19 protein-coding genes are annotated in these 24,038 nt (G+C 40.6%); 10 read left to right on the top strand and 9 right to left on the bottom strand.

Annotated features, from left to right (window positions below):
- Positions 1-203: 203 nt before the first annotated feature.
- The 8 genes from rpmB to HC643_RS25370 all read left to right on the top strand — a co-directional run bounded on the left by rpmB (position 204) and on the right by HC643_RS25370 (position 11,615).
- Positions 204-440, top strand: a complete 237-nt coding sequence (rpmB, locus tag HC643_RS25405; RefSeq protein WP_038074078.1) for a 50S ribosomal protein L28 — start codon at positions 204-206, stop codon at positions 438-440.
- 455 nt (positions 441-895) lie between these two features.
- A complete protein-coding gene (gene hpsA, locus HC643_RS25400) occupies positions 896-5,890 on the top strand; it encodes a hormogonium polysaccharide biosynthesis protein HpsA (RefSeq protein ID WP_038074074.1) in 4,995 nt (1,664 codons plus the stop codon).
- 30 nt (positions 5,891-5,920) lie between these two features.
- Positions 5,921-6,628, top strand: coding sequence for a hormogonium polysaccharide secretion pseudopilin HpsB (gene hpsB, locus HC643_RS25395; protein WP_082051581.1), 708 nt, complete (start codon positions 5,921-5,923; stop codon positions 6,626-6,628).
- A 44-nt stretch (positions 6,629-6,672) separates the two neighbouring features.
- Complete coding sequence (hpsC, locus tag HC643_RS25390; protein ID WP_038074071.1) at positions 6,673-7,671, top strand: hormogonium polysaccharide secretion pseudopilin HpsC; 999 nt, start codon at positions 6,673-6,675, stop codon at positions 7,669-7,671.
- Positions 7,672-7,706: 35 nt separating this feature from the next.
- Positions 7,707-8,405 carry a prepilin-type N-terminal cleavage/methylation domain-containing protein gene (locus HC643_RS25385; RefSeq protein ID WP_082051582.1) on the top strand — a complete coding sequence of 233 codons (699 nt, stop codon included), beginning with the start codon at positions 7,707-7,709 and terminating at the stop codon, positions 8,403-8,405.
- Between the two features lie 244 nt (positions 8,406-8,649).
- Positions 8,650-9,615, top strand: a complete 966-nt coding sequence (gene hpsE, locus HC643_RS25380; protein WP_050045173.1) for a hormogonium polysaccharide biosynthesis glycosyltransferase HpsE — start codon at positions 8,650-8,652, stop codon at positions 9,613-9,615.
- A gap of 25 nt (positions 9,616-9,640) precedes the next feature.
- Positions 9,641-10,633 carry a hormogonium polysaccharide biosynthesis glycosyltransferase HpsE gene (gene hpsE / locus HC643_RS25375; protein ID WP_038074068.1) on the top strand — a complete coding sequence of 331 codons (993 nt, stop codon included), beginning with the start codon at positions 9,641-9,643 and terminating at the stop codon, positions 10,631-10,633.
- Positions 10,626-11,615 (top strand): glycosyltransferase, encoded by a 990-nt coding sequence (locus HC643_RS25370; RefSeq protein ID WP_038074065.1) that lies wholly within the window; start codon positions 10,626-10,628, stop codon positions 11,613-11,615. Before hpsE (HC643_RS25375) ends, HC643_RS25370 begins: the two co-directional genes overlap by 8 nt.
- A gap of 118 nt (positions 11,616-11,733) precedes the next feature.
- Here the strand turns inward: HC643_RS25370 and HC643_RS25365 are convergent, their stop codons facing one another.
- Together HC643_RS25365 and HC643_RS25360 are read right to left on the bottom strand one after the other, a co-directional pair.
- Positions 11,734-12,033 carry a HepT-like ribonuclease domain-containing protein gene (locus HC643_RS25365; protein ID WP_038074062.1) on the bottom strand — a complete coding sequence of 100 codons (300 nt, stop codon included), beginning with the start codon at positions 12,031-12,033 and terminating at the stop codon, positions 11,734-11,736.
- Positions 12,030-12,323, bottom strand: coding sequence for a nucleotidyltransferase family protein (locus HC643_RS25360; RefSeq protein WP_038074059.1), 294 nt, complete (start codon positions 12,321-12,323; stop codon positions 12,030-12,032). Before HC643_RS25360 ends, HC643_RS25365 begins: the two co-directional genes overlap by 4 nt.
- 220 nt (positions 12,324-12,543) lie before the next feature.
- Between HC643_RS25360 and HC643_RS25355 the strand changes: the two genes are divergently transcribed.
- Complete coding sequence (locus tag HC643_RS25355; RefSeq protein WP_408019917.1) at positions 12,544-13,122, top strand: pilus assembly FimT family protein; 579 nt, start codon at positions 12,544-12,546, stop codon at positions 13,120-13,122.
- 141 nt (positions 13,123-13,263) lie between these two features.
- Here the strand turns inward: HC643_RS25355 and HC643_RS25350 are convergent, their stop codons facing one another.
- The 4 genes from HC643_RS25350 to pilM form a co-directional block, all read right to left on the bottom strand.
- A complete protein-coding gene (locus HC643_RS25350; protein WP_038074052.1) occupies positions 13,264-15,729 on the bottom strand; it encodes a type IV pilus secretin family protein in 2,466 nt (821 codons plus the stop codon).
- 1,057 nt (positions 15,730-16,786) lie between these two features.
- Positions 16,787-17,542: a hypothetical protein gene (locus HC643_RS25345; protein ID WP_038074048.1), complete on the bottom strand. Its 756-nt coding sequence runs from the start codon at positions 17,540-17,542 to the stop codon at positions 16,787-16,789.
- Positions 17,539-18,306: a PilN domain-containing protein gene (locus HC643_RS25340; protein ID WP_038074045.1), complete on the bottom strand. Its 768-nt coding sequence runs from the start codon at positions 18,304-18,306 to the stop codon at positions 17,539-17,541. Before HC643_RS25340 ends, HC643_RS25345 begins: the two co-directional genes overlap by 4 nt.
- A gap of 198 nt (positions 18,307-18,504) precedes the next feature.
- Positions 18,505-19,611 (bottom strand): type IV pilus assembly protein PilM, encoded by a 1,107-nt coding sequence (gene pilM / locus HC643_RS25335; protein WP_038074043.1) that lies wholly within the window; start codon positions 19,609-19,611, stop codon positions 18,505-18,507.
- Positions 19,612-19,867: 256 nt separating this feature from the next.
- On the opposite strand from pilM, the gene HC643_RS25330 reads away from it, so the two are divergent.
- Positions 19,868-21,160, top strand: a complete 1,293-nt coding sequence (locus HC643_RS25330; protein WP_038074040.1) for an ABC transporter substrate-binding protein — start codon at positions 19,868-19,870, stop codon at positions 21,158-21,160.
- Positions 21,161-21,184: 24 nt separating this feature from the next.
- On the opposite strand, the gene HC643_RS25325 is transcribed toward HC643_RS25330, so the two are convergent.
- The 3 genes from HC643_RS25325 to HC643_RS25315 form a co-directional block, all read right to left on the bottom strand.
- Positions 21,185-22,516 (bottom strand): bifunctional folylpolyglutamate synthase/dihydrofolate synthase, encoded by a 1,332-nt coding sequence (locus HC643_RS25325; RefSeq protein WP_038072347.1) that lies wholly within the window; start codon positions 22,514-22,516, stop codon positions 21,185-21,187.
- A gap of 662 nt (positions 22,517-23,178) precedes the next feature.
- On the bottom strand, positions 23,179-23,304 hold the full coding sequence (locus tag HC643_RS25320) for a photosystem II protein Y (RefSeq protein WP_017747352.1): 126 nt from the start codon (positions 23,302-23,304) through the stop codon (positions 23,179-23,181).
- Between the two features lie 185 nt (positions 23,305-23,489).
- Entirely contained in the window at positions 23,490-24,011 is a 522-nt protein-coding gene (locus tag HC643_RS25315) for a gamma carbonic anhydrase family protein (RefSeq protein WP_038072353.1), read from the bottom strand.
- Between the last annotated feature and the right edge of the window lie 27 nt (positions 24,012-24,038).

Genomic DNA, 24,038 nt, shown 5'->3' with positions numbered 1-24,038 from the left:
AGGATGTAAATCCTTATTTGGTATGGAAAGAGGATAATTCCTAGTTCCCAGGCTCAGCCTAGGAACATCTATTATGAGGCTCTGCCTCATATTTTTACACCAAGGTAACGTATTAGCCCAAAAATCCGGACAAACTGCCACCCACTGAGCGAACAATTCTATACAATAAGAGATCGTGCCCAAAAAAATCGGAGTACTTTGATATGTCTCGTCGCTGCGAATTAACTGGTAAGAAGGCAAACAACGCCTTCGCAATTTCCCACTCTCACCGTCGTACCAAACGCCTTCAGCAAGTCAACCTGCAAACTAAGCGTATTTGGTGGGAAGGAGGAAATCGTTGGGTGAAAATGCGTTTATCGACCACAGCCATCAAAACCCTTGATAAGAAAGGGTTGGAAGCCATGGCGAAAGAAGCTGGAATTGACCTCAGCAAATACTAAGACAACCGATCTTTCCCACTCAAGCTCTAAAGTATCTTCTACAGCCTCCCCCCGTCGGGGAGGTTTTTAATATCTTAATATTCCTTTTTGACTCAACTGATATCTTTTGTTACTAGGTGGGTAACATAGACTTACTATCTAACATTATCTTCATGAAGTTCTTTGCTTTGAAACACATCTTTGCAAAGTTCATGTAAACCTATGGTGTTATTATTCTTTTTCAGCTATAAATTAGGTAATTCTAATAACATTAGTGTTTTCTAAGAAGCTGAAAAAAAATACCCATGCTTGAAGAAAATTGTTTGGTACTGCTATAAACCGTCCATCTTAGTGATGCAGGGTAAATAAGTAGTATCAAGAACTTTATATTTGCCAGCATCTTTTGTTAGGCGCAGTTCAACAATAGTAAACATTTTAAAGAAACCAGCATTAAATCTCTTGACAGGGAAGTGGCTATGAAGCGAAATAGCAAGTTAGTCAAGGCTACGAGAAATTTCTACCAAAAGCTTTGCAGTTCCTCTCCATTAACAATTAAAGAGCAAAGTTTGTGGCTGCTGCGAGCTTTCTTAGTTACCAGAAAACAGCCCGAGTGGGTGAATGCTGGTTTTGTGCTGCCAACAGTCGCAATGGTAGCTTTGGTTGTTGTACTGCTGACAACAGCAATTTTATTCCGGTCTTTTGAAAGATCCAAAAATGCTAGTAATGTTAGAGTTAATGAAGCAACTCTTAATGCTGCTGCACCTGCTATAGATAGAGTAAGAGCTAAGTTAGACGCTTTATTTAACGATCCAACATTACCAAGGGGAACACCTTCTGATAACGCTTTATACGATGCTCTTAAGAAAGACAAGTACAGACTTGGTGATGAAACGCGTCTAAAGTTGGCTTATAACTTTAACGGAACAGCAGGTATCCAAACACCTAGTACTCTAGAAGATGATGAAACTTTAAAAACTGTTTGGAGATTCCCCGTTGATACAGATAACAACGGAAAATACGATAGCTATACATTATATGGACTATACTTCCGCACACCAAGTAGAGATTCCTCCACGGGTAATTTTAATCGTAAACGAAATCCTCTAGAAGCTAGAACTCCACCAATGGACAATAGCGCAACCAACTCCCAATGTGCTAAAGCCGCAGGTTTTTCTAGCTTAGTGGGTAATTCTAATTGGTACAAACTGCAATCTGGCAATTTAGGTAAAAGCTTTTTTGTTTACACCGTTAATGTACCAATTACTCCCTCAGAATATAGTAGCTTGCCTTCAACATCAACACTTCAATATGAACCTTCCCAATCCAATAGTGAAGCTTACAAAGGTAATAAAGGTTTTGTCGCATTAGAGTTTCAACAAGATCGGGCTCGTATTCCCCTTGTGTACAACGCAGTTTGGTATGAGAACGATCTAGAAATCATAACTGGTGCTACAGCGCTAACCTTAAATGGAAGAATACATACGAATGGCAATTTACTAGTTGGTGTTACTGAAAATGCAGGTAATATGACCTTGCGGCAAGTCAGCAGTAAAACTTCCTGTTTTTATAACCAAGAAAATGGACAGATTACTGTAGGAGGAAACGTAGGAAATGGAAGCCTCGGACAAACTTCTGTTAAAGGAGTAACCGTTGATCTTTATAGAGGTTATGGTGAAGCTATCAGTAGTGCTGAAATTAGCAGCACTAATAGATCAACAGATAGTAATGGTGGCGCTTTAATCGGATTCAATGATGCAGCGTTTAACCAACGCATTGCTGCAATGAAGATTTCTGCACTCGCGCTATGTACAACTTGTAATAGTGCCACAACCACTACTAACTTCAAAACAGCTGTTGCAGCAGCTACATATTACCCAGCAGACGTGAGGAGTAATGTTGCTCAGAAAGTTCAAGATACTGATACTCTAGATGATGCCAAAAAAACCCTTTCTACTGAAATAGAACTTTACTTAAAACAGCGTACCCGAAGAGTACCCTTTGCCGAGGTTTCAGACGTTACTGGTTCCACGACTTTTGCTGGCTTCAATACCACAGATGGCTTAGAAGTTCCGCAATCCTGGAGAGAGCCAATCAACTCTAGTAACCAATTAACTGGTATAACTCCAGCAATCACGCTAGCAACACAACAACTTAATGCAGTTTTTCCAACTTTTCAAAAGAAAAGAGGTATTCAGTTTTATTTGGGCGATCGCGTTTTCATTGGTAACAACCTACCTGCTAAATGGAAACAGGCTGACGGCAAATATGTTGGTTTAGAGGCTAACCAATACATAAAAAATAGTAGTGGTACTGCAATCAAATGGACAGAACCACCAACTCCAGAACCTCAGCAGGATGAATCAAGATGGCGCAACACTCAAATACAATCCATTGCAGACCTCGGTATATCAGAACGGGGTAAATTCTGGGAACAGAAAGCAGCAGAAAACCCTGCTAATCCCTTAGACAGTGTAGGCGGAGTGAGGATTGTGACTGGTGCGGGCATCTATGTTGATGGTTCTGGTGCTTCTAATTTAACAACTGGTCCATTTTACGGTCGTCAAGATTATTCATTTTTACCCATTCCAAATGCTGCTGATAACACGGTTGTTTGGCCCGATACTATGCCAATGAGTAGTCCTACTTCTACATTTAAAGGCGATTTACTGATGCGGGCAACAGCAGTCTACCACTTCAAAATAGAATCCGGCATTGCCCAAACACCAGTTGCTTGTGTTAGTAGCTACTTTGATCCTACTGATGCCACAACTGCTAAAAACAGAGTCAATATTGATGGTGGATATGGGATAGATACAGCCAATGGTCGGTCAAATAACGGTGTTGTTTATGATTACCCATCAAATGGAAGAAGTACATTCTTTAACACTTACAAAACTCGTCTTGTAAGACAAGGAAACTTAAAGTATCCAAATGGGCGTTGGGTTAATAAGCCCTTGAAAGATGCCCTTGACAAAATTGGCTCTGGTTCTTCAGTTCCCAATACAGGTTTAGAATTTGCTCACTACTCAGCAATTGACACAGCGCTTTGTGCTATTTCCATTCTTGCTGGTGCTTCCCCAGCAACCACTCTAACAAACAAGCCTCCTCATGGTGCAATCAAGGAAGCATCATTTGTAGACGGTAGAGAAGTTAAACAAATTAGTCCGTTGGATACCTCAACGAGCACTTCTACCACTGACACAACAACAACATATGACCTAGATTTAGAGCAGCGCCAACCTTTGGAAGTCAGAGTCACAGACATTGATTTGGGTCTACTAGCTAGAACACCAATTATACAAAGTGGCAGTACAACCGATTACTTTTTGCCATATAGCGGTATTATTTATGCCACTCGAGATGATGGCTTGCGGGATGAAAGTACTCCAGGTTCAGAATCACAGTTACTAAGCCCAACAGATTTTAGGCTTGACCCCACTCGTCGTCCCAATGGTATTCGCCTCATCAATGGTGCGACATTGGCAAGAGACCCTAGTACTAATCAAAATAAGTACGAGCCCAAAGAAAAAGGTCTGATTTTAGCAACGGATTTGCCTGCATATATTAAAGGTGCCTTCAATATACATCGTACAAGTACTACGAGCACTACAGAAATTGAAGAATTTACACAAACAGAAACGGGTACGCCCTCTACTCCTTTCTACGATCGCAGTACTCCTGAGACAAAATTTGCTTGTCGTATTAATAGGACTGGCTGTTCAAATGTTGTGGGTGAAGGTGATTACTGGCGACCAGCGACTATCATCGCTGATGCTATGACGCTTTTATCAAATACTTTTCAAGAAGGTTTTCGCTCTCAAGGAGACTATGACCTCAATAACAACACTGGTATTCCCCTCGAGAGCAATTTAGTGCCCTCTAATTTAAATAACTTATCCTCAACTAACTTAACTACTGTCTTACCAGCTGGGTTAGATACTAGAAGAAGATCCCGTCTCAAAAATGGCTTTTGGGAAAACAACTATGTTACTAGTGCAAATTGGTGGCAAACAACTGGTAATAAAAATTTCCCCTTGGCAAATTCAGGCTCCTATCTGATGAATGGAGTTACGCCAATTCAACGACGGATAGATAGTAACCCTATGTACGTCATGGAGATGTGTCGTCAGGAAGTGATTGAGCAATGTACACCTGATAATTGGGTTGTAGGATTTGATATCAATGGGAATGGCAATTTAAATGACACTGTTAGCGGAATTATTGAGAAAGATGTGAAGGCGAATCAGTTAGGAAAAGCGATTGCTATTGCCAAAGCTAACTCAAGTCTTGGTGGTGCTGACAATATCGTTAATAATACCGAATCTGGAGGCTGGGATACTCAATTCACTAGCAGTAATAGCTCCGGTAACAAGAGCATTAGACAAAGACTTGGCGCAGGTGATACAGGTAGCACAGCTTTGGTTGCAACAGATCGACGCTATCCCCGTCGAGTTGCCTTTGCCCGTAATGCAACTAATCAGCTAGTTGAAACTAGTTCTGGTGTATACAAACCTATTGGAGTAGGTTGTCCTTTAGACACAACGGGCACGGCTTTCAACAACAATGGATGTACTTATACAACTGGTACTCGCAATCCGGGTGAGCACTATGGAATTACAGGTGATAGTGCTCTGTTGTTTAGAACAACAAGTTCTGGTACCAATCCAAGTACTAACCCAACTATTAACAACAACCAATCCCTATTTTACTACCCTCCTATTGATGCTGATGGTAATGGTAGCTCCGATCTAGATGGTCAACCGCTCTTAGTGCCAGTTTTACAGATTCACGATGCAAACGCTACATTTTCATCTGGGCAGGTATCTCTAAGACAGGATCAAACAACTGCTCTTCAAGAGGACTTTAGAACTAAATGGACACAAGTAGCTACGACTAACACAACATTTAACGCAACATTTGTAGTAGGAAATAGTCCCAGCAGACCCTCTGAAGTTTCATCTGGTTTGCAAAACTTTGTAAGGTTTTTAGAAAACTGGAGGAACATAGATGTCAAAATCAGCGGTAGCTTTATTCAGTTGACGCGAAGCGCCTTTGCTACAGCACCTCTAGCACCAATTTTTACAGCTAGACAATCAACAAATAACAATGCTACTGCAACTGATAATCTCAGCATTTTTGACTTCTTAGTAGATTCTTACCCGACTCCAAACGTAAATGGTATTTCTCCTTTCTACACACCGCCAAATAGAAGGTGGGGTTTTGATGTTGGGCTGTTGTCTGAACAACCAGACTTATTCGCTCAAAGATTTACTACACCTCCAACAAGTCGTCCAAATGAATTTTTTAGGGAAGTAGGTCGAGATGACCCTTGGGTTCAAGCATTACTTTGTGCAGGTAAGGCTAGTAACGTAACTGGAATTGTAGGTGGAACAACGCCCACAGTCTCTTACAGTCGTGCAGTGTCTCCCGAATACTACTCCAATAGTTGCGAGAGCGTACCAAATAATTGACAAACAGGTTCAGATACTAGGTAAATTGCCATGATGATAGGGAAATACACTAGCCGCAAAAGACTACAGGTAATTTTAGTCAACAAAATAGCAGCGCCTTTCCTACAAGCTAACCAAGCAGGGTTCACAATTATTGAATCTTTAATAGCACTTATGGTAGTAAGCATTTTGCTAGCAGCGATCGCACCAGTTATTACCCTGTCAGTGGCAACGCGTGTTCAATCTCGACGAGTGGAGCTAGCAACCCGAGCTGCCAAAACTTACATTGATGGGGTAAGAACAAAACAAATTCTAGCCCCAGCTCCCCCAGGCAGTACTACTACACTATCGAATTTCAGCGCACCGACAGCATCAGGAAGCTTTAGCTGTACTGCAAACTCCTACTGTACAAACACAGCGACAGCATCAACTCCACCAACTAATTTATATTGTGTTGATTTTGATGGCTCTGGTACTTGTGAAGGAACTAGTACCACAGATATGGTTGTGCAAGCTTTTCGTCCAGACAGCAACGATCCTGCTATGGGCTACTCTTTAGGGGTGCGAGTTTATAGAGCAGATGCATTTAGGCTAAACACAACTTTGCTTAAAAATACTTCCACAACCAAAGTAACACAAAATCCTTTTACTGGAGGTGCAGGTAAACGCTCTGCACCTTTGGTGGAAATGACAACAGAGATTAACGATGCTGTACCTAAGTATGGTGACCTTTGTACCCGTCTTGGTGGTTGCAATTAAATGTTGAATTGGAGAGGAACTTTATCAAAAAAAGGAACTGCAGTATGAAGACTTTATTGAGATTCATCTTGAGCACTCAATTCAAATGCGCCAAAGTAAACAAAAAAATAAGCGGTTTTACTCTGATTGAACTTTTAGTCGCTATGATTCTTGCAGCGCTCGTCATCACACCTTTAATGGCGTTTATGATTAATGTTATGGACAGCGAGCGTAAAGAACAAGCAAAAGTAACCACTGAGCAAGAAATACAAGCAGCCCTTGATTACATAGCTCGTGACTTACAGCAAGCAGTATACATTTATGATGCAGATGGAGTGACAAGGAACAACAATAGTTCAAATACTTCCTTGTCAGGAATTCAAGATCAAATACCACCAGTCAAGTCTACTACTGGTTGTAGCCCTACTAGTACTAACAATACAAGTGTTTGTACACCCGTACTTGTTTTTTGGAAGCGAGAGTTTTTAGCCAATAGTGTTGGAGTCACAGCCGCCACTCAAACGGCACAAGCAACAACAGATGATGGCTTTGCTTACTCATTAGTAGCATACTACTTGATTACTAACCCCAGTTCAACCTCTCCTTGGTCTCCTGCTGCAAGGATTGCAAGATTCAGAATTCGAGGAGCAGTGAACGCAGCATTTGCTAACTCAACAGGAAATGATAGTAGCAAAAGCGCAGGCTTTAAGCCACCACCATTAGATCTTAACATTAGTGGTGCGGAGCTAAAAGACAAGATGAACCAGTGGAAAACTGGATTAGGTGCTGGTGCTAGTTACGATCAACCTGCATTGACTTTAGTAGATTACGTAAGTACCACTGGGCCTGCGGTTACTTGTCCTACTGGTACACAAGGTATAGGAAGTAGCGGTTTTTACGCTTGTGTAAATGCGAGAGAGCTATTGGCAAGAGTGTACATAAGAGGTACTGCTATGGCTCGTCTCAATAATAACAATGGTGCTTCTTATACAAATAAAAATTCTACTTATTTTCCTAGTGCAAGTATCCAGGTGCAAGGACGTGGATTTTTATCTCCTCAATAACCTTTACAAATGCAGTTAATAGATAAAAAAGTTGTATGTACAAAGTAGCTTTACTGTTGGTACTAGAGAAAATTACTAAAGAGCAGCAATATTTGAGAAATCAATCTTGCCATATAACTAAACACCGCCACAGTGACTATGGTTTCTCATTACTAGAAATCTTAGTAGCTGTGCTAATGATAGGAATTTTAGCTGCGATTGCAGCACCAGGTTGGCTTGCCTTTGTTAATCGGCAAAGGGTTAATAAAGCTAATGATGCTATCTTAACAGCTCTACAACAAGCTCAAAGAGAAGCTAAAAAGAATAAACGTACTTACAGCGTTAGTTTTAGAAATGACAATGGTATCCCTAAAGTAGCGATTCATTTTAATACTAGTCCACCTGCAACTACCAATCCAATCTGGAAACCTTTAGGTGAGGATATGACATTTAAATCAGGACAAGTTTTACTATATTCCAATCTTGATTCCAGCACTTACAATAAACTAGTTTCCACTGGTAATGTGAACTACACTCCTTCATCAGGAACTGGTTCTCTTGGTACAATTACGTTTGATTACATGGGAGCTTTACTAGATGCGAGTGCGTTATCACAACAGCTTGGTTTAAAAATTGCTGTAGCTACACCCAATTCCGGAAATTACTCCGCAACTGATAGACTAAAGCGATGTGTCGTTGTAGAAACTCTACTTGGGGGAATGCGAACAGGAAAGAATAGTAACAACTGTAATTAAAGAACTGCTTTAGAAAAAAAAAATAAAATTTTCAATAGAAATACGGAACCTGAAACTGCACCTTAAGCGCAAACTTAAAATATGAGATGCAGTTTCTAGGTTCTATATATGTATATAACATCTTAGTAACAATTAAGTTTCAAAACCTGTATGACTGTTCGTTTTACTTATATGTAAGTAAATTAACCTATTTGCCAACATGGTACTTACCCGATTGATATAGAAATACTTTAAGGTTTCAACTATGACTGGGTGCCTTGACTTTACTGTAGCTATCCCAACTTATAACGGTGAAAGTCGTTTGCCTGAGCTATTAGAACGATTGAGAAATCAACTAAATACCGAAGATATATCTTGGGAAATTATAGTTGTAGATAATAACAGCACGGATAATACTGCTATTGTTGTTAAAAATTATCAAGCTTCTTGGCAATGTCCCTATCGTCTCAAGTACTGCTTTGAAGCACAACAAGGAGCCGCTTATGCCAGACAACGGGCAGTTGAAGAAGCTCAAGGTACTTTAATAGGTTTTCTTGATGACGACAATTACCCAGCATTAGATTGGGTAGCAGCTGCTTACGCTTTTGGTCAAAACAACCCAAAAGCAGGAGCTTATGGTAGCCAGGTTCATGGTGAATTTGAAGTTGAACCTCCAGAAAATTTTGAGAAAATAGCTTGTTTTTTAGCCGTTATTGAGAGGGGTATAAAACCTCATCGTTATGAGCCTTATATGAAAGTTTTACCTCCTGGTGCTGGCTTAGTAGTCCGAAAAGAAGCTTGGTGTAAAACAGTCCCTAAACGTCTTGTGTTAAATAATAAGGGTAAAGAAGCTGGTTTAGCTAGTGAAGATTTAGAAGCCGTATTATATATTCAGTTGGGTGGTTGGGAAATTTGGTATAACCCAGAAATGCATATTGATCATCAAATTCCAGCATGGCGATTGCAAAAAGAATATTTAATTTGTTTGTTCCGCTGTGTTGGTTTGAGTAAGCATCACCTGCGTATGTTAAGAACGCAACCTTGGAAAAGACCTTTAGCAAGTGTGGGATACTTAGTTAATGATTTACGCAAAATCATTACTCACTTGGTTAAATACCGAGGCGCAATTCAAAATAACTTAATTGCTGCCTGTGAAATGGAACTGTTAATCAGCAGTTTGATCAGCCCTTTCTTTCTGTTAAAAATTAAACATTTTAATAATTATTTTTAGTTCACAATAGGAGTGTTAAAAATATATGGAAAATGTTTCTTTAGACTTTACCGTAGCTATTCCTACATACAATGGAGAAAGCCGCTTACCAAAAGTTCTGGAACATTTGCGAGGGCAAACCGAAGTAGAAAACATTAAGTGGGAAGTTATTGTCATTGACAATAATAGTAATGATAAGACGGCGGAAGTGATTCGAGAGTACCAAAAAAGCTGGAATCATGATTTTCCATTGAAGTACTTTCTGGAAAAAAACCAAGGTATTACTTATGCAAGAGTGCGTGCTATCTGCGAAGCTAAAGGAAAACTGATTGGATTTATAGATGATGATATTCACCCCGCCTCACATTGGGTGAAAGAAGCATTTATATTTGGTAAAGAGCACCCCCAGGCAGGTGCATGGGGAGGTCAAATTCATGGTAATTTTGAAGTTGAACCTCCAGAAAATTTTACAAGAATAAAAAGTTTTTTTGCTATTAGAGAACGGGGTTCAGAACCACATTTATATGATCCAGTCAATTTAAGCCTCCCTCCTGGTGCAGCACTAGTTTTTCGTCAAGAGGCTTGGCAGAAAAGTATTCCCAAACAGCTAATTTTTAAGGGAAGGTTAGGTAAGTTAAAGTTAGCGGGTGATGATTTTGAATTATTACTTCACCTACATAAATCAGGATGGGAAATTTGGTACAATCCAGCCATGCATACTTATCATCAAATACCGCAATGGCGGCTTGAAAGAAATTATTTAGTAACTTTAGCTCGTGGTTGTGGTCTTTGTGTATGTCAATTACGTTTTATTAATACAAATAATTGGCTGAAACCTATAATTTTTATCAAGATTTTTTTAGGTGGCTTACGAAGAATGCTGCGTCACATTATCAAGTATAAAGTGAAATTTAAAAATGATGTTATTGAAAATTTTGAATTTGAATTTTATCTAAGTAGTACGATAAGCCCTTTCTATACTTTAATAAGTTGTATCACTGAGTATTTAATTAATATTTTAAAATTTAACTATGAATAGTATTCAAACTCTTCAAAAAATATCTGTTATTATACCTGCTTATAATAGTGCAAAAACAATTCTAGAAACTATTGAATCTGTTTTAAAACAAACTTTTAATAATTTTGAAATTCTTGTCATCAATGATGGCTCGCAAGATTCTACTTTAGCTCTTGTTTCAGAGGTTAAAGACGACCGAATAAAAGTATTTTCTTATTCTAATGCTGGTGCAAATGTTAGCCGTAACAGGGGACTATACCATGCAGTTGGAGATTATGTTAGTTTTTTAGATGCAGATGATCTCTGGACACCAGACAAGCTAGAATTGCAATTGCAAGCTTTGCAAGAAAATGAAAATGCAATGGTTGCTTATAGTTGGACAGATTATATTGATGAAAAGAGTAACTTTTTACTTTCAGGAACTCATATTGCTGAGAACGGTAATGTCTATGAAAAACTATTAGTAATTAATTTTTTAGAAAGTGGTTCCAATCCCTTAATACGAAGAGAATCTTTAATCAAATTAGGTGGATTTGATGAATCTCTAACTGCTGCTCAAGATTGGGATATGTGGTTGCGATTAGCTTTTGATTATCAATTTGTGGCTGTACCGAAAGTACAAATTTTATACCGTAAAAGTGGTAATTCTCTATCATCTAATCTTGCCAGACAAGAAAAAGCCTGCTTGTTAGTGCTTAATAAAGCTTATAGCAATAGCCCTGCTTCAACACAATCTCTTCGGCATCAAAGCTTAGCAAATCTATATAAATATCTTAGTTGTAAAGCCTTAGAACAACCTTTTAATCGACATAAAGGTAAAGCTGCAGGTATATTTTTAATGAAATATGTTATCCATAACTCTTCTAGACTTAAGTATGCCAAAATGACATTAATAATGTTGCTGAAAATTATTCTAATTATTTCGTTACCTGAAATTTTATCAACAGCGGTACTGAAAGGTATAAATAAAAAATTTACTAACAAAACAAAAAATAATCAATAAGAATTGAGTCAGGATGAGAAGTTAAATAATAAATATGCTTTTCAAGATTTAAAATAAATTTTTAAAGTATACAACTTATCTAATTCCAAAACTTTTGTGCCATTGCTTCAATTGTTGTTTACAAATGGGGTAAATAGTTTTCAATAACATTCCAAACAATTTTGAGATCTATATTTAAGTATTCATGGGTTAATATATTACGGAAACCCGCAATACGATTCCAGTCTACTTCTGGATATGCATTTTTCCAATCATTCGGTAATTTTTGTATAGACTCACACATTGTCTGAATATTTCTTAAAACTGCATCTTGAATTTTAATATCATTAAAAAACAATTCTTTGCCTTCAGAAGTATATTGTTTAATTCTTGCAAGACAATCGCGAATGTGAATAAGATAAACACGACCGTCTTTCATAAAGGAATCGCCTCATTAAAGACTTTATCTTGAATAAAAGAATGTAAAGAACTAGTAGTTATTACATCAACTTTACGATTTAATAAATTTTCTAAATCCTGAATTAAACCAACTGGAAACCAAGCTGTGATTTTCTGTATATCATAATCAATTAAAAAATCAATATCACTTAAATCTGTTTCTTCTCCTCTAGCTACGCTTCCAAAAATCCGTACATTACAAGCTCCGTGCTTAGCCGCGATACTGAGAATTTCTTCGCGGTGTTCTTGAAGAACTTCTTTTAGCTTCATATCGAATTTTTCTTGAGGTTCTACAATTCCCTATTTTAGACCAATCTTGATGTTTTTGGAGCGAATAGGTTTTACCTTCACTCACAAGAAATCTTTCTACCGAGCATCCGGATAGTAAAAAATATACCAGTAAATACGAATAGATACTTCTGGTCATTTTTCCATATCCAAATTAATGCAGTTACAGTGTTTTAAAAACTGCTCTAACAGTGGTTTCACAGTGTTAGAGATTTTGGTCATTGTTTTAGTAGTTGGGTTATTAGCTGCGATCTCAGTTCCTAGTTGGCTAGCCTTTGTTGACCTTCAAAGACTGAAAACTGCTCAAGGCGAAGTTTACCAAGCTATGCGTCAAGCCCAAAGTTTGGCTGTAAAAAACAAGTTAACCTGGCAAGTCAGTTTTCGTGAAAATAATGGTATTGTGCAATGGGCAGTTCATCAAGCACAAGCTGACAATTTTCTCCCATATACTATTAGTGTCAACAATAATCTATGGCATAACTTGGATACAAATATTCGGATTGATACAGTAAAAAATAATAAAGGGAAATCCGAGACAACGTTGCCAAAAGACACTTCAACCCAAACATGGCGAGTCATATTTAATTACCAAGGCTGTCCTGTCTATCAAGTTGGAGATGAATGCACTCAAACATCACTGAGAACATTAGGACAAATAACCTTTTCTAGTAAAAATGGTGGTAAAGCCAAGCGCTGCGTCTATATCTCTACAATACTAGGTGCCATGCGAATGGGAAAAGAGCACGACAAGGCTAATGAAAACAGCAAATATTGCTATTAATCTCTTTTTTCAAATGATGTTCCCAAATATTTAGAATCATTCAGCGATCTCTAGTTGTGTAGAGAGGTAGCATACTACCTCTCTGCGCTTGTGCAACGGTCGCGAGCAACCCTTTGCTATAGAATATTTTCACTGAATTCTTCACTTTTTGGGTGTTTGCAAACCCCGACGCTCAAGGATTCGCCGAACCTCTGGGCTCGGAGTGTAGTCATAGCCATATGAAGATCGCTCTGAATCATCCATCACTTGAGGCGTGAGCAACACGATCACCTCACTACGTTGGTTATTTTTGTTTGTTTTTCTAAATAATGAACCAAGGAGGGGAATGTCACCCAAAACAGGAACTTTAGACACAGTGACTCTATCTGTATCTTGAATAATACCAGACAAAATGAGTGTCTGACCATCTCGCAAACGGACAAGGCCCGATCTAAGGCTTCTTTGTGATAGCAGCGTAATTACACCATCAGGGCTTGATGTTGTTCCGTTTGGTGCAGATACGGTAGGTGCAACAGAGAGTGCAACAAAACCGTTATCATCTATCTTGTCAACTTTCACTGAAAGGGTTAAACCTGCATCTTTAATGATTGGTTCCCTAGTATTGGTTGTTGTTCTAATCCCTCCATAGACTTGTGCTGTCAAACTCACGACAGCTTCTTCCCCTTCTTGTACGGTCAGAGTTGGGTCAGTCAGAATCTTAGCATTACCACTTGTAACTTGAGCCTGCAAACTAGTAAGCAAGCGTTTGGGGAACTGATACCAAGAGGGAAGAGCTGATGTGACTGAACCCGTCTCACCTGGTGTTACACTGATCGTACCGTCAGTGGCTATAGTAATGATATCATTTGTACTGCGTTCAATTTCTGTGATACCGGCTTTTGTAGGATCTGATGAAATTGGTGCAACTGGTTGATAAGTTGTTGCATTCCCACCACCTATTGTTCTAGCGCTACCTGGTGGAACTGTCACGCCACCAATTGTCACCGAACTTTGAGATTGGTTAACTATTGTCGTACCCGAACCCGCTCCAGGAATATTTATTTGGCTGTTTGGATTGAGGAAAGGCGTTCCTTGAATTGGATTTTCAATCACAGGAGTACTAGTGACACTATTTGCAGCCTCACTACTAGTTGCAGGTCTGGAACCACCAAAATTTAGAGATGCTGCACCACCATCATTGACGAAAAAGTTATTGCCTATTCCAAAGGAAAAACTACTGTTAAAATCGTGAGTTCCTAAAAGATTAACATCAATAACCTTGACATTAACTGCAACCTGACGGCGACGAACATCGAGCTGAGTTAATTGAGCTAGTGCTACATCGATGAGCTTGGGAGGTCCAATTAAGGTAACTGAATTGGTACGTTGATCTCCTGATGCCTGCAAACCTCGCAGTAAAGGTGTTGAGTCTTGAAACTCAGTCCGCAAAGTCTCTACTCTCAGTTCTGTTGTTGTCTGGCTTTGAGTGACTGCAGAATTAGCGGCACCACCTACAGGGACAGCATTAACGCTAGTAACCAATCGTTCGCGGGTAATTGCACTTTCGGCTCCTAAAGCAACCAAAAAACTCAAAGCAGTATCTACTTTAACTTGATTGAGGCGAACATTTCGCATGACAACATCACGGGTGGCATTAGGCAATTTAGGACCAACAAAAACTGTCCGTCCGCTGCGATTCGCTTCCAAACCGCTCAAGCGCAAGACATAGTTAAACACATCTTGTACTGGCTCATTTTCTATATCTAAGGAGATTGTAGGTCCTTCATTTCCCCCAGCTTGACCTCCTTGTTGTCCTTGTCCTGCGGCTGCATTTCCTGCATAAGCTAAGTTAAGACCGGCAGCACGGGCAAGTAAAGACAACACTTCTCGTACAGGAGCATCTCGCAATACCAAACGAGGGACTCGTTCTTGCGTTCCTAAATCAATGACGCTTGGAGAAGCATCCAGATTTGAGATAGCAATATCTCCAACTGGTGGCGCAACAGCTCTAGGCAAGAAAGGTGGAGCCTGATTCATACGGGGATCGACTCCAGATGCAGGTGCGGGTGCGCCATTCACAGTCACTTTTGGATTGGGAACAAGAACTTCAGGCTGCTGATTTTGACTGGGTGGAACTGGAATGGGAGTTGCAGCTTGTTCATTTGGCTTTTTACTTGCTCTTTGTGGTGGTGCAGATTGAGGAGCCTGCGCTTGTATTCCATCAGATGGTGCAAAGCTGAGTGTAAGTTTGTCTTGCTTTCTCACCACTGGCTGGCTGGTAGGAGTGCCTTTTGTTCCCGTGACAATGACCCGAATGCTATTGGCATCAAGCTGATTGATAACAACTGAAGCAATTCCCGGTGCGGGATTGTCTTGACGAAAGCTATTACCTTTAGATAAACGGAGTTGAGTATTTATAATATCTGCAACTAGGGTATTGCCCCTTTGTGTTGTAAAAACCTGTGGGCGAGAGCCTGAGGAAGTTGTTAAGACAACGTTTACTCCTCCGTCAGCAGGAGTTAGTTTGACTCCAGTAATTTGACTAACCTGTGCCATAACTGGCTGAGCCGCCATCATCACAATTGCGGCAACACCAAATGCTAAACCATTACCGTGAAGCTGTTTCACAGTTCATTCCTCACATTTAAAACTAATAAGAAAACTTTTGAGTAGCCGTAATTTGTAACATATTACCTTTATATATTTCCCGCAAAATTCAGAAAATTAACAGTTTTGTTGCTTGCGGGATTGTTACATTTAGTTTCTCATGAAGCTATGTGAAATTGTGCCGTAGAATTACTGAAGAATTAGAATAGTCTTGCTCTACGCTCAGTTCCCAAGATAGTCTACTCTCAGAATTTCTACGAGCATTAAAGAATAGGAATAGAAGTTAGGGTATGTTTTCAAAGTGTTGGATTTCTCCTAACCCCCCTTAAAAAGCTACGGTGGTGTACACAAGTCTCCTAAGATGCCTTCTGGCAGTTTCGATCCCCCCTAGCCCCCCTTAAAAAAGGGGGGAAGTTGATTCTAATTCTTCCTTTTTTAGGATGTTTCATGTCTTTTCTAGAGATCTGTACACCACCGTAGCTTAAAAAGGGGGGAAATTTCTTCAAGTCCCCCTTTTTAAGGGAGATTTAGGGGGATCTGGAAAATTAGGGGCTAAACGAGTCTTGTGAAAACACGCCCTAAGGGGTAGGGAGGGGTACAACTAATGTTAAAACTCCCGTCCGTGAACCTTATTCCCATATAAAAGGCGATTGGAGAGTCTTGACAGGAGGCGGAGCCTCCAAAGAAGGCATTCCCAGGCTGAGCCTGGGAACGAGGAAAGCGGAGCTTGGGAAAGAGAGAGTCTCTGAAGGAGGGAGAGGTCACTCGCAACTGGTTATACCAATTTTCTATGAAGATGCATACAATTAGCCTGCGTATAGCCCTTACGGGCATAGCCTGCAGCATCACGTAGCGTGCGCTTTGCGCTTAGGCAGGCTTTGTTTGTATAGCTGAGGCAGCGCGTTGCGGAGAGAAGTTGCGGCTTGGGGGTTTCCACGTCAGATGCTTCACTTGGGCAAAGCCCAAGACCGCACTGACTCCCCAATAGCAAACTTCGGAGGGTTCCCCCGGTTGTAGCGCCTGCCGTCCACATTTCTAATATGAGGGCAATAATGTGCAACTTCATATAGAATTGGTATTACGGTTTCTTAGTTGCCGCTTCTGCCATATCTTGTGGAGTCATTGGCATCAATGCCTGTAACTGAAAAGTTGTATTAATGGCTCTAGGACCAATCCTAATTAACTTTTTACCAGGCTCAGCAGCAGTCTCTGGTGCTAATGTTGATTGATAGTCTTTCACCAGTAGCAAAGGCTGTAACCGTTCTATATTACGGAGAATAGATTGTGTTTGTTCGTAGGTTCCAATAATTTCAATATTGATACTGCGGCGTTTTAGCTTTCCATCCACAAGGGGTCCAAAGGTTCCATCAGTGATTGGTTCTGCCTTATCACCACTGGGTGCGTATCTCTTCAGTTTTGCTCTCACGCCACTGAAAGGAACTTGACTGTTACCAGACTCAACCAATCGATTTAAATCTAGCAGCAATGTATCCAAGGTTTTCTCATTGGCAAACAAACCCAATACTTGAACTTGTTGCACTTTTGCCTGTGCCTGCTCTTCTTGAATCTTACCAAGTTGTTTAATAGCAAGTTTCTTTTGATCGATATCTGTTTGCAGTTCCGTCTGTTTGGCTTGCTGCTGTTGAAATGTATCCCAAGAGGGCATCAGCATATTCATAGCCATAAATGCAGCACCGGCAACGCCCAAACACCCTACAATAATCCCACTAATTTTTGGTGTTAGGGAAATTCCAAAAATAACGGGGTAGCTGGGTGCAGAGGCTGCACCAAAATCCCCACCCTGTTCAAAACTTAGATCTTCACTCACCGTCATTTTTGAAGCACTCCTGTTTTTTGCAGATTGCGAATTCGAGAAACTAGTCCTACTGTGCCTTTTTGCTCCAATTCCCGCATTAACTCGGAAGCTGGAACGTCACTCATACTAGATTGAATAGTGTATCTAGCTATTTGAGGTGGTTTAAAATTTTGTGGAAGCGTTATTCCGGGTGGTATCGGTGGATCTACTAACTCTGCTGTCGTAATTCTTGTATCAGTTGCCTTTAAAAACCGAGACTGCTGTAAAGTCAGCATAAAATCATTAACATTGTTGAAAGAACGAGCAACCCCAATAATTTCTATGCCTCCTGCAGGATTTGGTGCTGGCTGTCCTGCTACTGGAGCTAGTGGTGCAATTTGCTTAATGTTTTCAATTTGTACGGTTCTGGGAATGCGATCGCGCAAATCTTGTAGCATTGCAGACCAAGGGCGGATTTGGTCAAAAACCGTCACCAAAGCCTGAGTTTCCTGTTTAATTCTGTTAGTTTCTTCCTTGATTTTATTAATACTACCTATTTGACCCTCAAGAGATTGTTTCTCTTGTTCGAGTTGTGCAATTGTTTGTCCTAATTCAACATTTTTAGCATCCAAAATCCACAAACTTGCTCCTACAAGAATCGGTAAACCCAAACCGATTCCCACTCCTATATATAGAGGAGTTAAATCTCCTACGGGGAGAGAAATCTTGCCTCGTTGCTTCTTTTCAGAAGTTTTATTAAATGCTGGGCGATCTTTCAGAAAATTAATATCTAGACTATACATGACCTAAATTATGAATTATGAATTATGAATGATGAATGGGTAATGAGAGAATTATGAATTATGAATGATGAATGAGAGAATTATGAATTATGAATGATGAATGATGAATGGAGAATGAGAAGTTAGGAATTGCTTGCTTCCCAATTCTTTCATACTTCATAATTCATACTTCATAATTCATACTTCATAATTCATACTTCATACTTCTCTCATTCCCAAACCAAGCACTATACCCAAACCGGGACGTTCTGAGGCTGGGTATTTTTCCGCATCAACTTGTAATGACAATGCGCCTACCGGATCGATCTGAGAGGTAGGTAAACTCAATCTTTGTGTAAAGAACTCATCTAGCTGACCTAGCCCGCCTCCCGGTCCTGCTAGCATAATCTGTGCCACTTCCAGATTTTCACTTTGATTGAGATAAAAATCGATAGAACGGCGCAGTTCATCTGTCAGTTCTCCCAGAACTCTAATAACAGCTGCCATACCGGGATTGATTTCAGTCACACCAGTCTTCCCACCATCTACAGGAGTTGAAGGAATAGATATGCCTTGCAATAATTCCATATCTCGCGAGACAGGTAAATTCATTGCTTTTGATAAAGCAAGTTGCATTTGATAAGTGCCAATTGGTACGGTACGCGAAAATTGCGGCACACCGTTAACAACGATCGCAATTTCCGTGCTATCAAATTCTATATCCACAAGCACTGCGGCTTCTTGCGGTCCATATTGTCGGAGTTGATCGCGGATTGTCCGAATCAGAGCAAAACTGTTAATCTCTAAAACATCGATTTGCAATCCTGCTTGTTCAAACGTACTGATATAGGTATCGGTAATTTCCTTGCGAGTTGCCACTAAAAGTACCTGAACCTTCTCAATACCGTCCTCATCTACAAAATACCCAAGTTTCTGATAATCTACATCAGCTTCCTCACGCGGATAAGGTAAATACAAACCAGCCTCATGGTTGAGAACCATCTCCCGCAGCTCTTTATCATCCAACTCTGCAGGGACGGGTATGAGACGAACGATAGAATCGCGTCCCGGTACAGAAGTCGCAACACGAGAAGCCTTAATCTTACTACTTGCCAATACCTGCTGAATCAATTGCGCCATTGTTGGCGGGTCAGTAATTTGACCATCCACCACCACACCTTCAGGAACGGGAACCGATATTAAATTTTCTAGCTTTACACCTTGACCTTGCTTGCGGATTTGAGCTAAATTGACCCGTTGCGGTGCAATTTCTATGCCTACTCCACCCTTAGATTTACTAAATAGATTATTAAGTTGTTTAACCACAGGTTTACCACCGGAGCGCTAAGTAAAAAAATGAATAATATAAAAGATTAATATGAAGACCCCTGTTTCTCCCCCCGTTATATTACCTAAAAGTGTAGAAATTAACGTAAGTTGGATTGAGAAACAAAATCCAAGTCTAAAGGTTTGACTTTTCGTGACCTATGTAATTCTTCAAATGTACCTATGGTGGCTTTAGCCCTATCTATCCAATTTTCATAAGCATCTCACCCCGATAAGTTAAAAAAGTACAACTCAAATGATTCAAATTCCACAATTCAAAAAATTTACTATTTGGTTACTATTCGGTTTATTAACTAGCTGGATTGTGAGTTGCAGCACAGCAAATATCAGCACAAATCCAAAACAGGCATCATCAGCAGCAAATGTTGAGTTTTGGACAATGCAACTCCAACCTCAATTCACCGACTACTTCAAAAGCCTCATAGCAACCTTTGAGTCACAAAATCCCGGTATAAAAGTTACCTGGGTTGATGTTCCTTGGACTGCAATGGAAAACAAGATTTTAACAGCTGTCTCTGCAAAAACGCCACCTGATGTTGTTAACCTAAATCCAGACTTTGCTTCTCAACTAGCAGGACGGAATGCCTGGTTAGATTTAGAAGCAAAAGTTCCTTCTTCAGTTCGCGCCGCCTACTTACCAAACATTTGGAAAGCCAGTACCCTTAATGGCAAGAGTTTTGGTATTCCCTGGTACCTCACCACGCGGTTAACCATTTATAACACTGATTTATTAAAACAGGCAGGTATTACTAAAACACCTGTTACGTACACTGAATTAGCACAAGTAGCACAACAAGTTAAAGAAAAAACTGGTAAATACGCCTTTTTCACAACATTCGTGCCTCAAGACTCCGGGGAAGTCTTAGAATCCTTCGTACAAATGGGAGTCACCTTAGTAGATGCTGAAGGCAAAGCAGCTTTTAACACCCCACAAGGAAAAGCAGCGTTCCAATACTGGGTAGATTTATACAAAAAAGGTCTACTACCCAGAGAAGTGCTAACACAAGGACACCGCCACGCCATAGATTTATATCAAGCAGGAGAAACCGCATTACTCTTTTCTGGTGGGGAGTTTTTAGAAACAGTGGGGAAAAACGCACCTACCATAGCCAAAGTTTCTGCAACCGCACCCCAAGTCACGGGTGAAAACGGCAAGAAAAATGTTGCCGTTATGAACGTAGTCATACCCCGAGACAGCAAACAACCCGACGCCGCCGTTAAATTTGCCCTATATCTCACCAACGACAACAACCAACTTGCCTTTGCCAAAGCAGCAGGAGTTCTTCCTTCTACAGTTCAATCTCTCTCTGACAGTTACTTCAAAGATTTACCAGCCAATGCCTCAACTTTAGATAAAGCAAGAGTCATTAGCGCCCAAGAGTTGCAACAAGCAGAAGTTTTAACGCCAAGATTAAAAGATATAAAACGCTTGCAAAAGACTATCTACGAAAACTTACAAGCAGCAATGCTAGGCGAGAAAACAGTCGATAAAGCTGTTGAGGATGCAGCAAGTGAGTGGAATGGCTAATGGCTAATGGCTAATGGCTAATGGCTAATAGCCATTAGCAAATTTTAAAAAATACCCAATAAGATACAGCGAACCACACAAAATCACCAAATTACCTTTTGATGACGCAAAAGTTTCCTCTAAGGCTAAAGATAAATCTGGATAAGTATTGCAATCGCTCAACTCGGGGCAAACTTCCCAAGCAATCTTAGCTAATTCATGAGGACGGGCTGTAATCGCTTCTGGTACTGGAACGAGAAACAAGCGATCGCCGGGTCGCAATAAAATTTTGAAAATGTCCCTATGGTCTTTTTTTGCTAGCATTCCCACAATCCAATCAACTTGAATTTTGGATTTGGGAATTCCCAAATCCTCAGTTGTCTCTCGTGCTCCTAATTCCCACTCGGTAGGGAGCTTGAGTTCCCCTGTTTCCAATTTGTCAATATAATCGCGCAAAGCTTGAGCACCACCAACGTTATGAGCACCGTCTAACAATAATTGATGGTTTTTCCACGTCGTCCATTGCAGCCTTCCCAACCAATGAGTTTTTGCCATTCCGTTGATAATGGCTTCCTCTGAAATTTTCCAACCTTGTTTTTGCAAAATTTCTATAGCGGCTAATGCTACAGCAGAATTTTGTAACTGAATTTGCCCTTGCAAAACTAACGGGTATTTAATTAATTTTCCCATCTCCCACTCAGCCCATCCGGGGGTAACTTGACGCGCAGGCTGAGGTATAACGATAGGACATTCTAATTCTAAAGCACGCGATCGCACTACTTCTTCTGCATCTGGTGGTAAAATCCCGATAACGGCAGGGCATCCAGGTTTAAAAATACCAGCTTTTTCGCGAGCAATATCGGTGAGATTGGGGCCGAGTTTTTGCCAGTGGTCGCGACTGATGGAAGTAATAATAGTTACAAGAGGATGCGAGCAGACGTTAGTTGCATCCAAACGACCTCCGAGTCCTACCTCTATCACGGCTAAATCCACCTTTTGCCGTGCGAAATACAACCAAGCTGCTGCAGTGATGACTTCAAACTGAGTTGGAGATTGCTCTTCTGGGTCGATCGCTCTTATCACTTCAACTAACAACTGGCAAAATTCTTCTGAAGAAATTGGTTGTTCGTTTAAGCAAATACGTTCCGTCCAATCTACCAAATGGGGTGAGATGAAACGCCCCGTGCGATAACCTGCTTCAGTCAGAATAGAAGAAAGGTAAGCACAAACAGAACCTTTCCCATTCGTACCGGTTACGTGAACAATTGGCACTTGATGGTGGGGATTGCCCAAATTTGCCAGCAGTTTAAAAACGGAATCCAATCCGAGACGGACTCCAAAGTGATGAAAGGGTTTTAAGAGAGAGTCAATATCCACAAGAGTTGGTTTCGTTTGGAGTGGTTGCTTGCACCATTTTCACACGCACTTGTTCCTATAGTCTTTTTTCTTTCTCTCCTGCCCCCTTGCTGTCTCAACCCAACATTTTAAGGTGGATGTAGTAGTAGGCGTGGTTGGGTGAGCATTGCTAACCATATCAGGGTGAATAAAAACTTCAGGAAATCAATAGCTCTCTCACCTCTTACCTCTGCGTACTCTGCGTCTCGGCGGTTAAATAAATTTCTTTTGAACCGCAGAGGCGCTGAGAGCGCAGAGGAGGAAAAATGAGGAATACCCCGCCTGAATCAAAATTTTATGAGTCACCTTAACAGGGCTAGGTAAGCATTGCCCACCCAAAGTACTTTACCAAACGCAGAAAGCTCAGCCTCTTGTAAAGGCATTTCCAGGAGTAGCCACCGGATCGAGCAACCGAGCAACGCTGTCTAAATAACGCAAGTTCAACAGCCCCCACACTTACCCCCGCTTCTAACAGGGAAGAGCAACGTTTTAATCGGGGTTTGAAACCTCTCTCCTACGAGGTACAGCTGTTCTAGGGGGATTGTACCCACCATTCGCCAACAGTATCTTACGAGGAAAGGGGTTTGGGGCGAGGTCTATTTTGACTTCATCAAACTCACGGTAAATTAATAAACCTATCTACCTTAAGCTTCCTTGTTTAAAAAGTTTTGCAATTGTCTCAAAGCAGCCGCACCAATGTTGAACACAGCCCAGCTCGCTGCAACTACGATCGGAGCTAAAACGATGACCACACGTAAATCAAGATCCATATCTAATCCTCTTTTAAGTAGAAATTAAAGTTTTATCAACTGCTCTCATTTTTATTTTTATCTGAAGTGGTCAACTTTTCTCAAATATTGTGTAAAAAATATTTACAATTTTCATTAAGGTCATGTACCGGGCAGTAGTTAGTCTCCCCCATGACGTCCGTTTCTCCCTTGTCCCCCTCGTCCTTCTAATCTCCCCAGCCCCCTGTCGCCTTCCCCGCATGAACTAAAGCTAACTTTTTGTAACGCTCAGCGTGTTCGATAAGGTTTGCTGCTTCGGCTTCGGAAATTTGACGTATAACTTTACCAGGAACACCTAAAACAAGAGACAAAGGAGGTACATCCTTTGTAACGACAGCACCTGCTCCAATAATGCTACCTGTACCTACACGCACTCCATCTAAAACGATCGCGCCAATGCCAATCAAACTGCCACGTTCAATGTAGGCGGAGTGTACCACAGCCCGATGCCCTACGGTGACACGATCTTCTAAAATAGTTGGCTGACCGGGATCGCCATGCAACACCGCCCCATCCTGAATGTTGGTACATTCGCCAATTTCTATGCGTTCTACATCTCCTCTAATAACTGCTCCATACCAAATGCTCGCATCCACTCCTACTGTGACCGAACCTATAACCACTGCATTGGCAGCGACAAAAGCTGCTTGAGAAAGATCGGGGTTAGACCAGTAGGATGCGATAGACACGATAGAATATTAAGTAGGGTACTCAGG

The sequence above is a fragment of the Tolypothrix bouteillei VB521301 genome (assembly GCF_000760695.4).
Taxonomy (GTDB): Bacteria; Cyanobacteriota; Cyanobacteriia; order Cyanobacteriales; family Nostocaceae; genus Scytonema; species Scytonema bouteillei_A.
The sequence above is the reverse complement of the archived record's forward strand: the minus strand, read 5'-3'. Positions and strand labels throughout refer to the sequence as shown.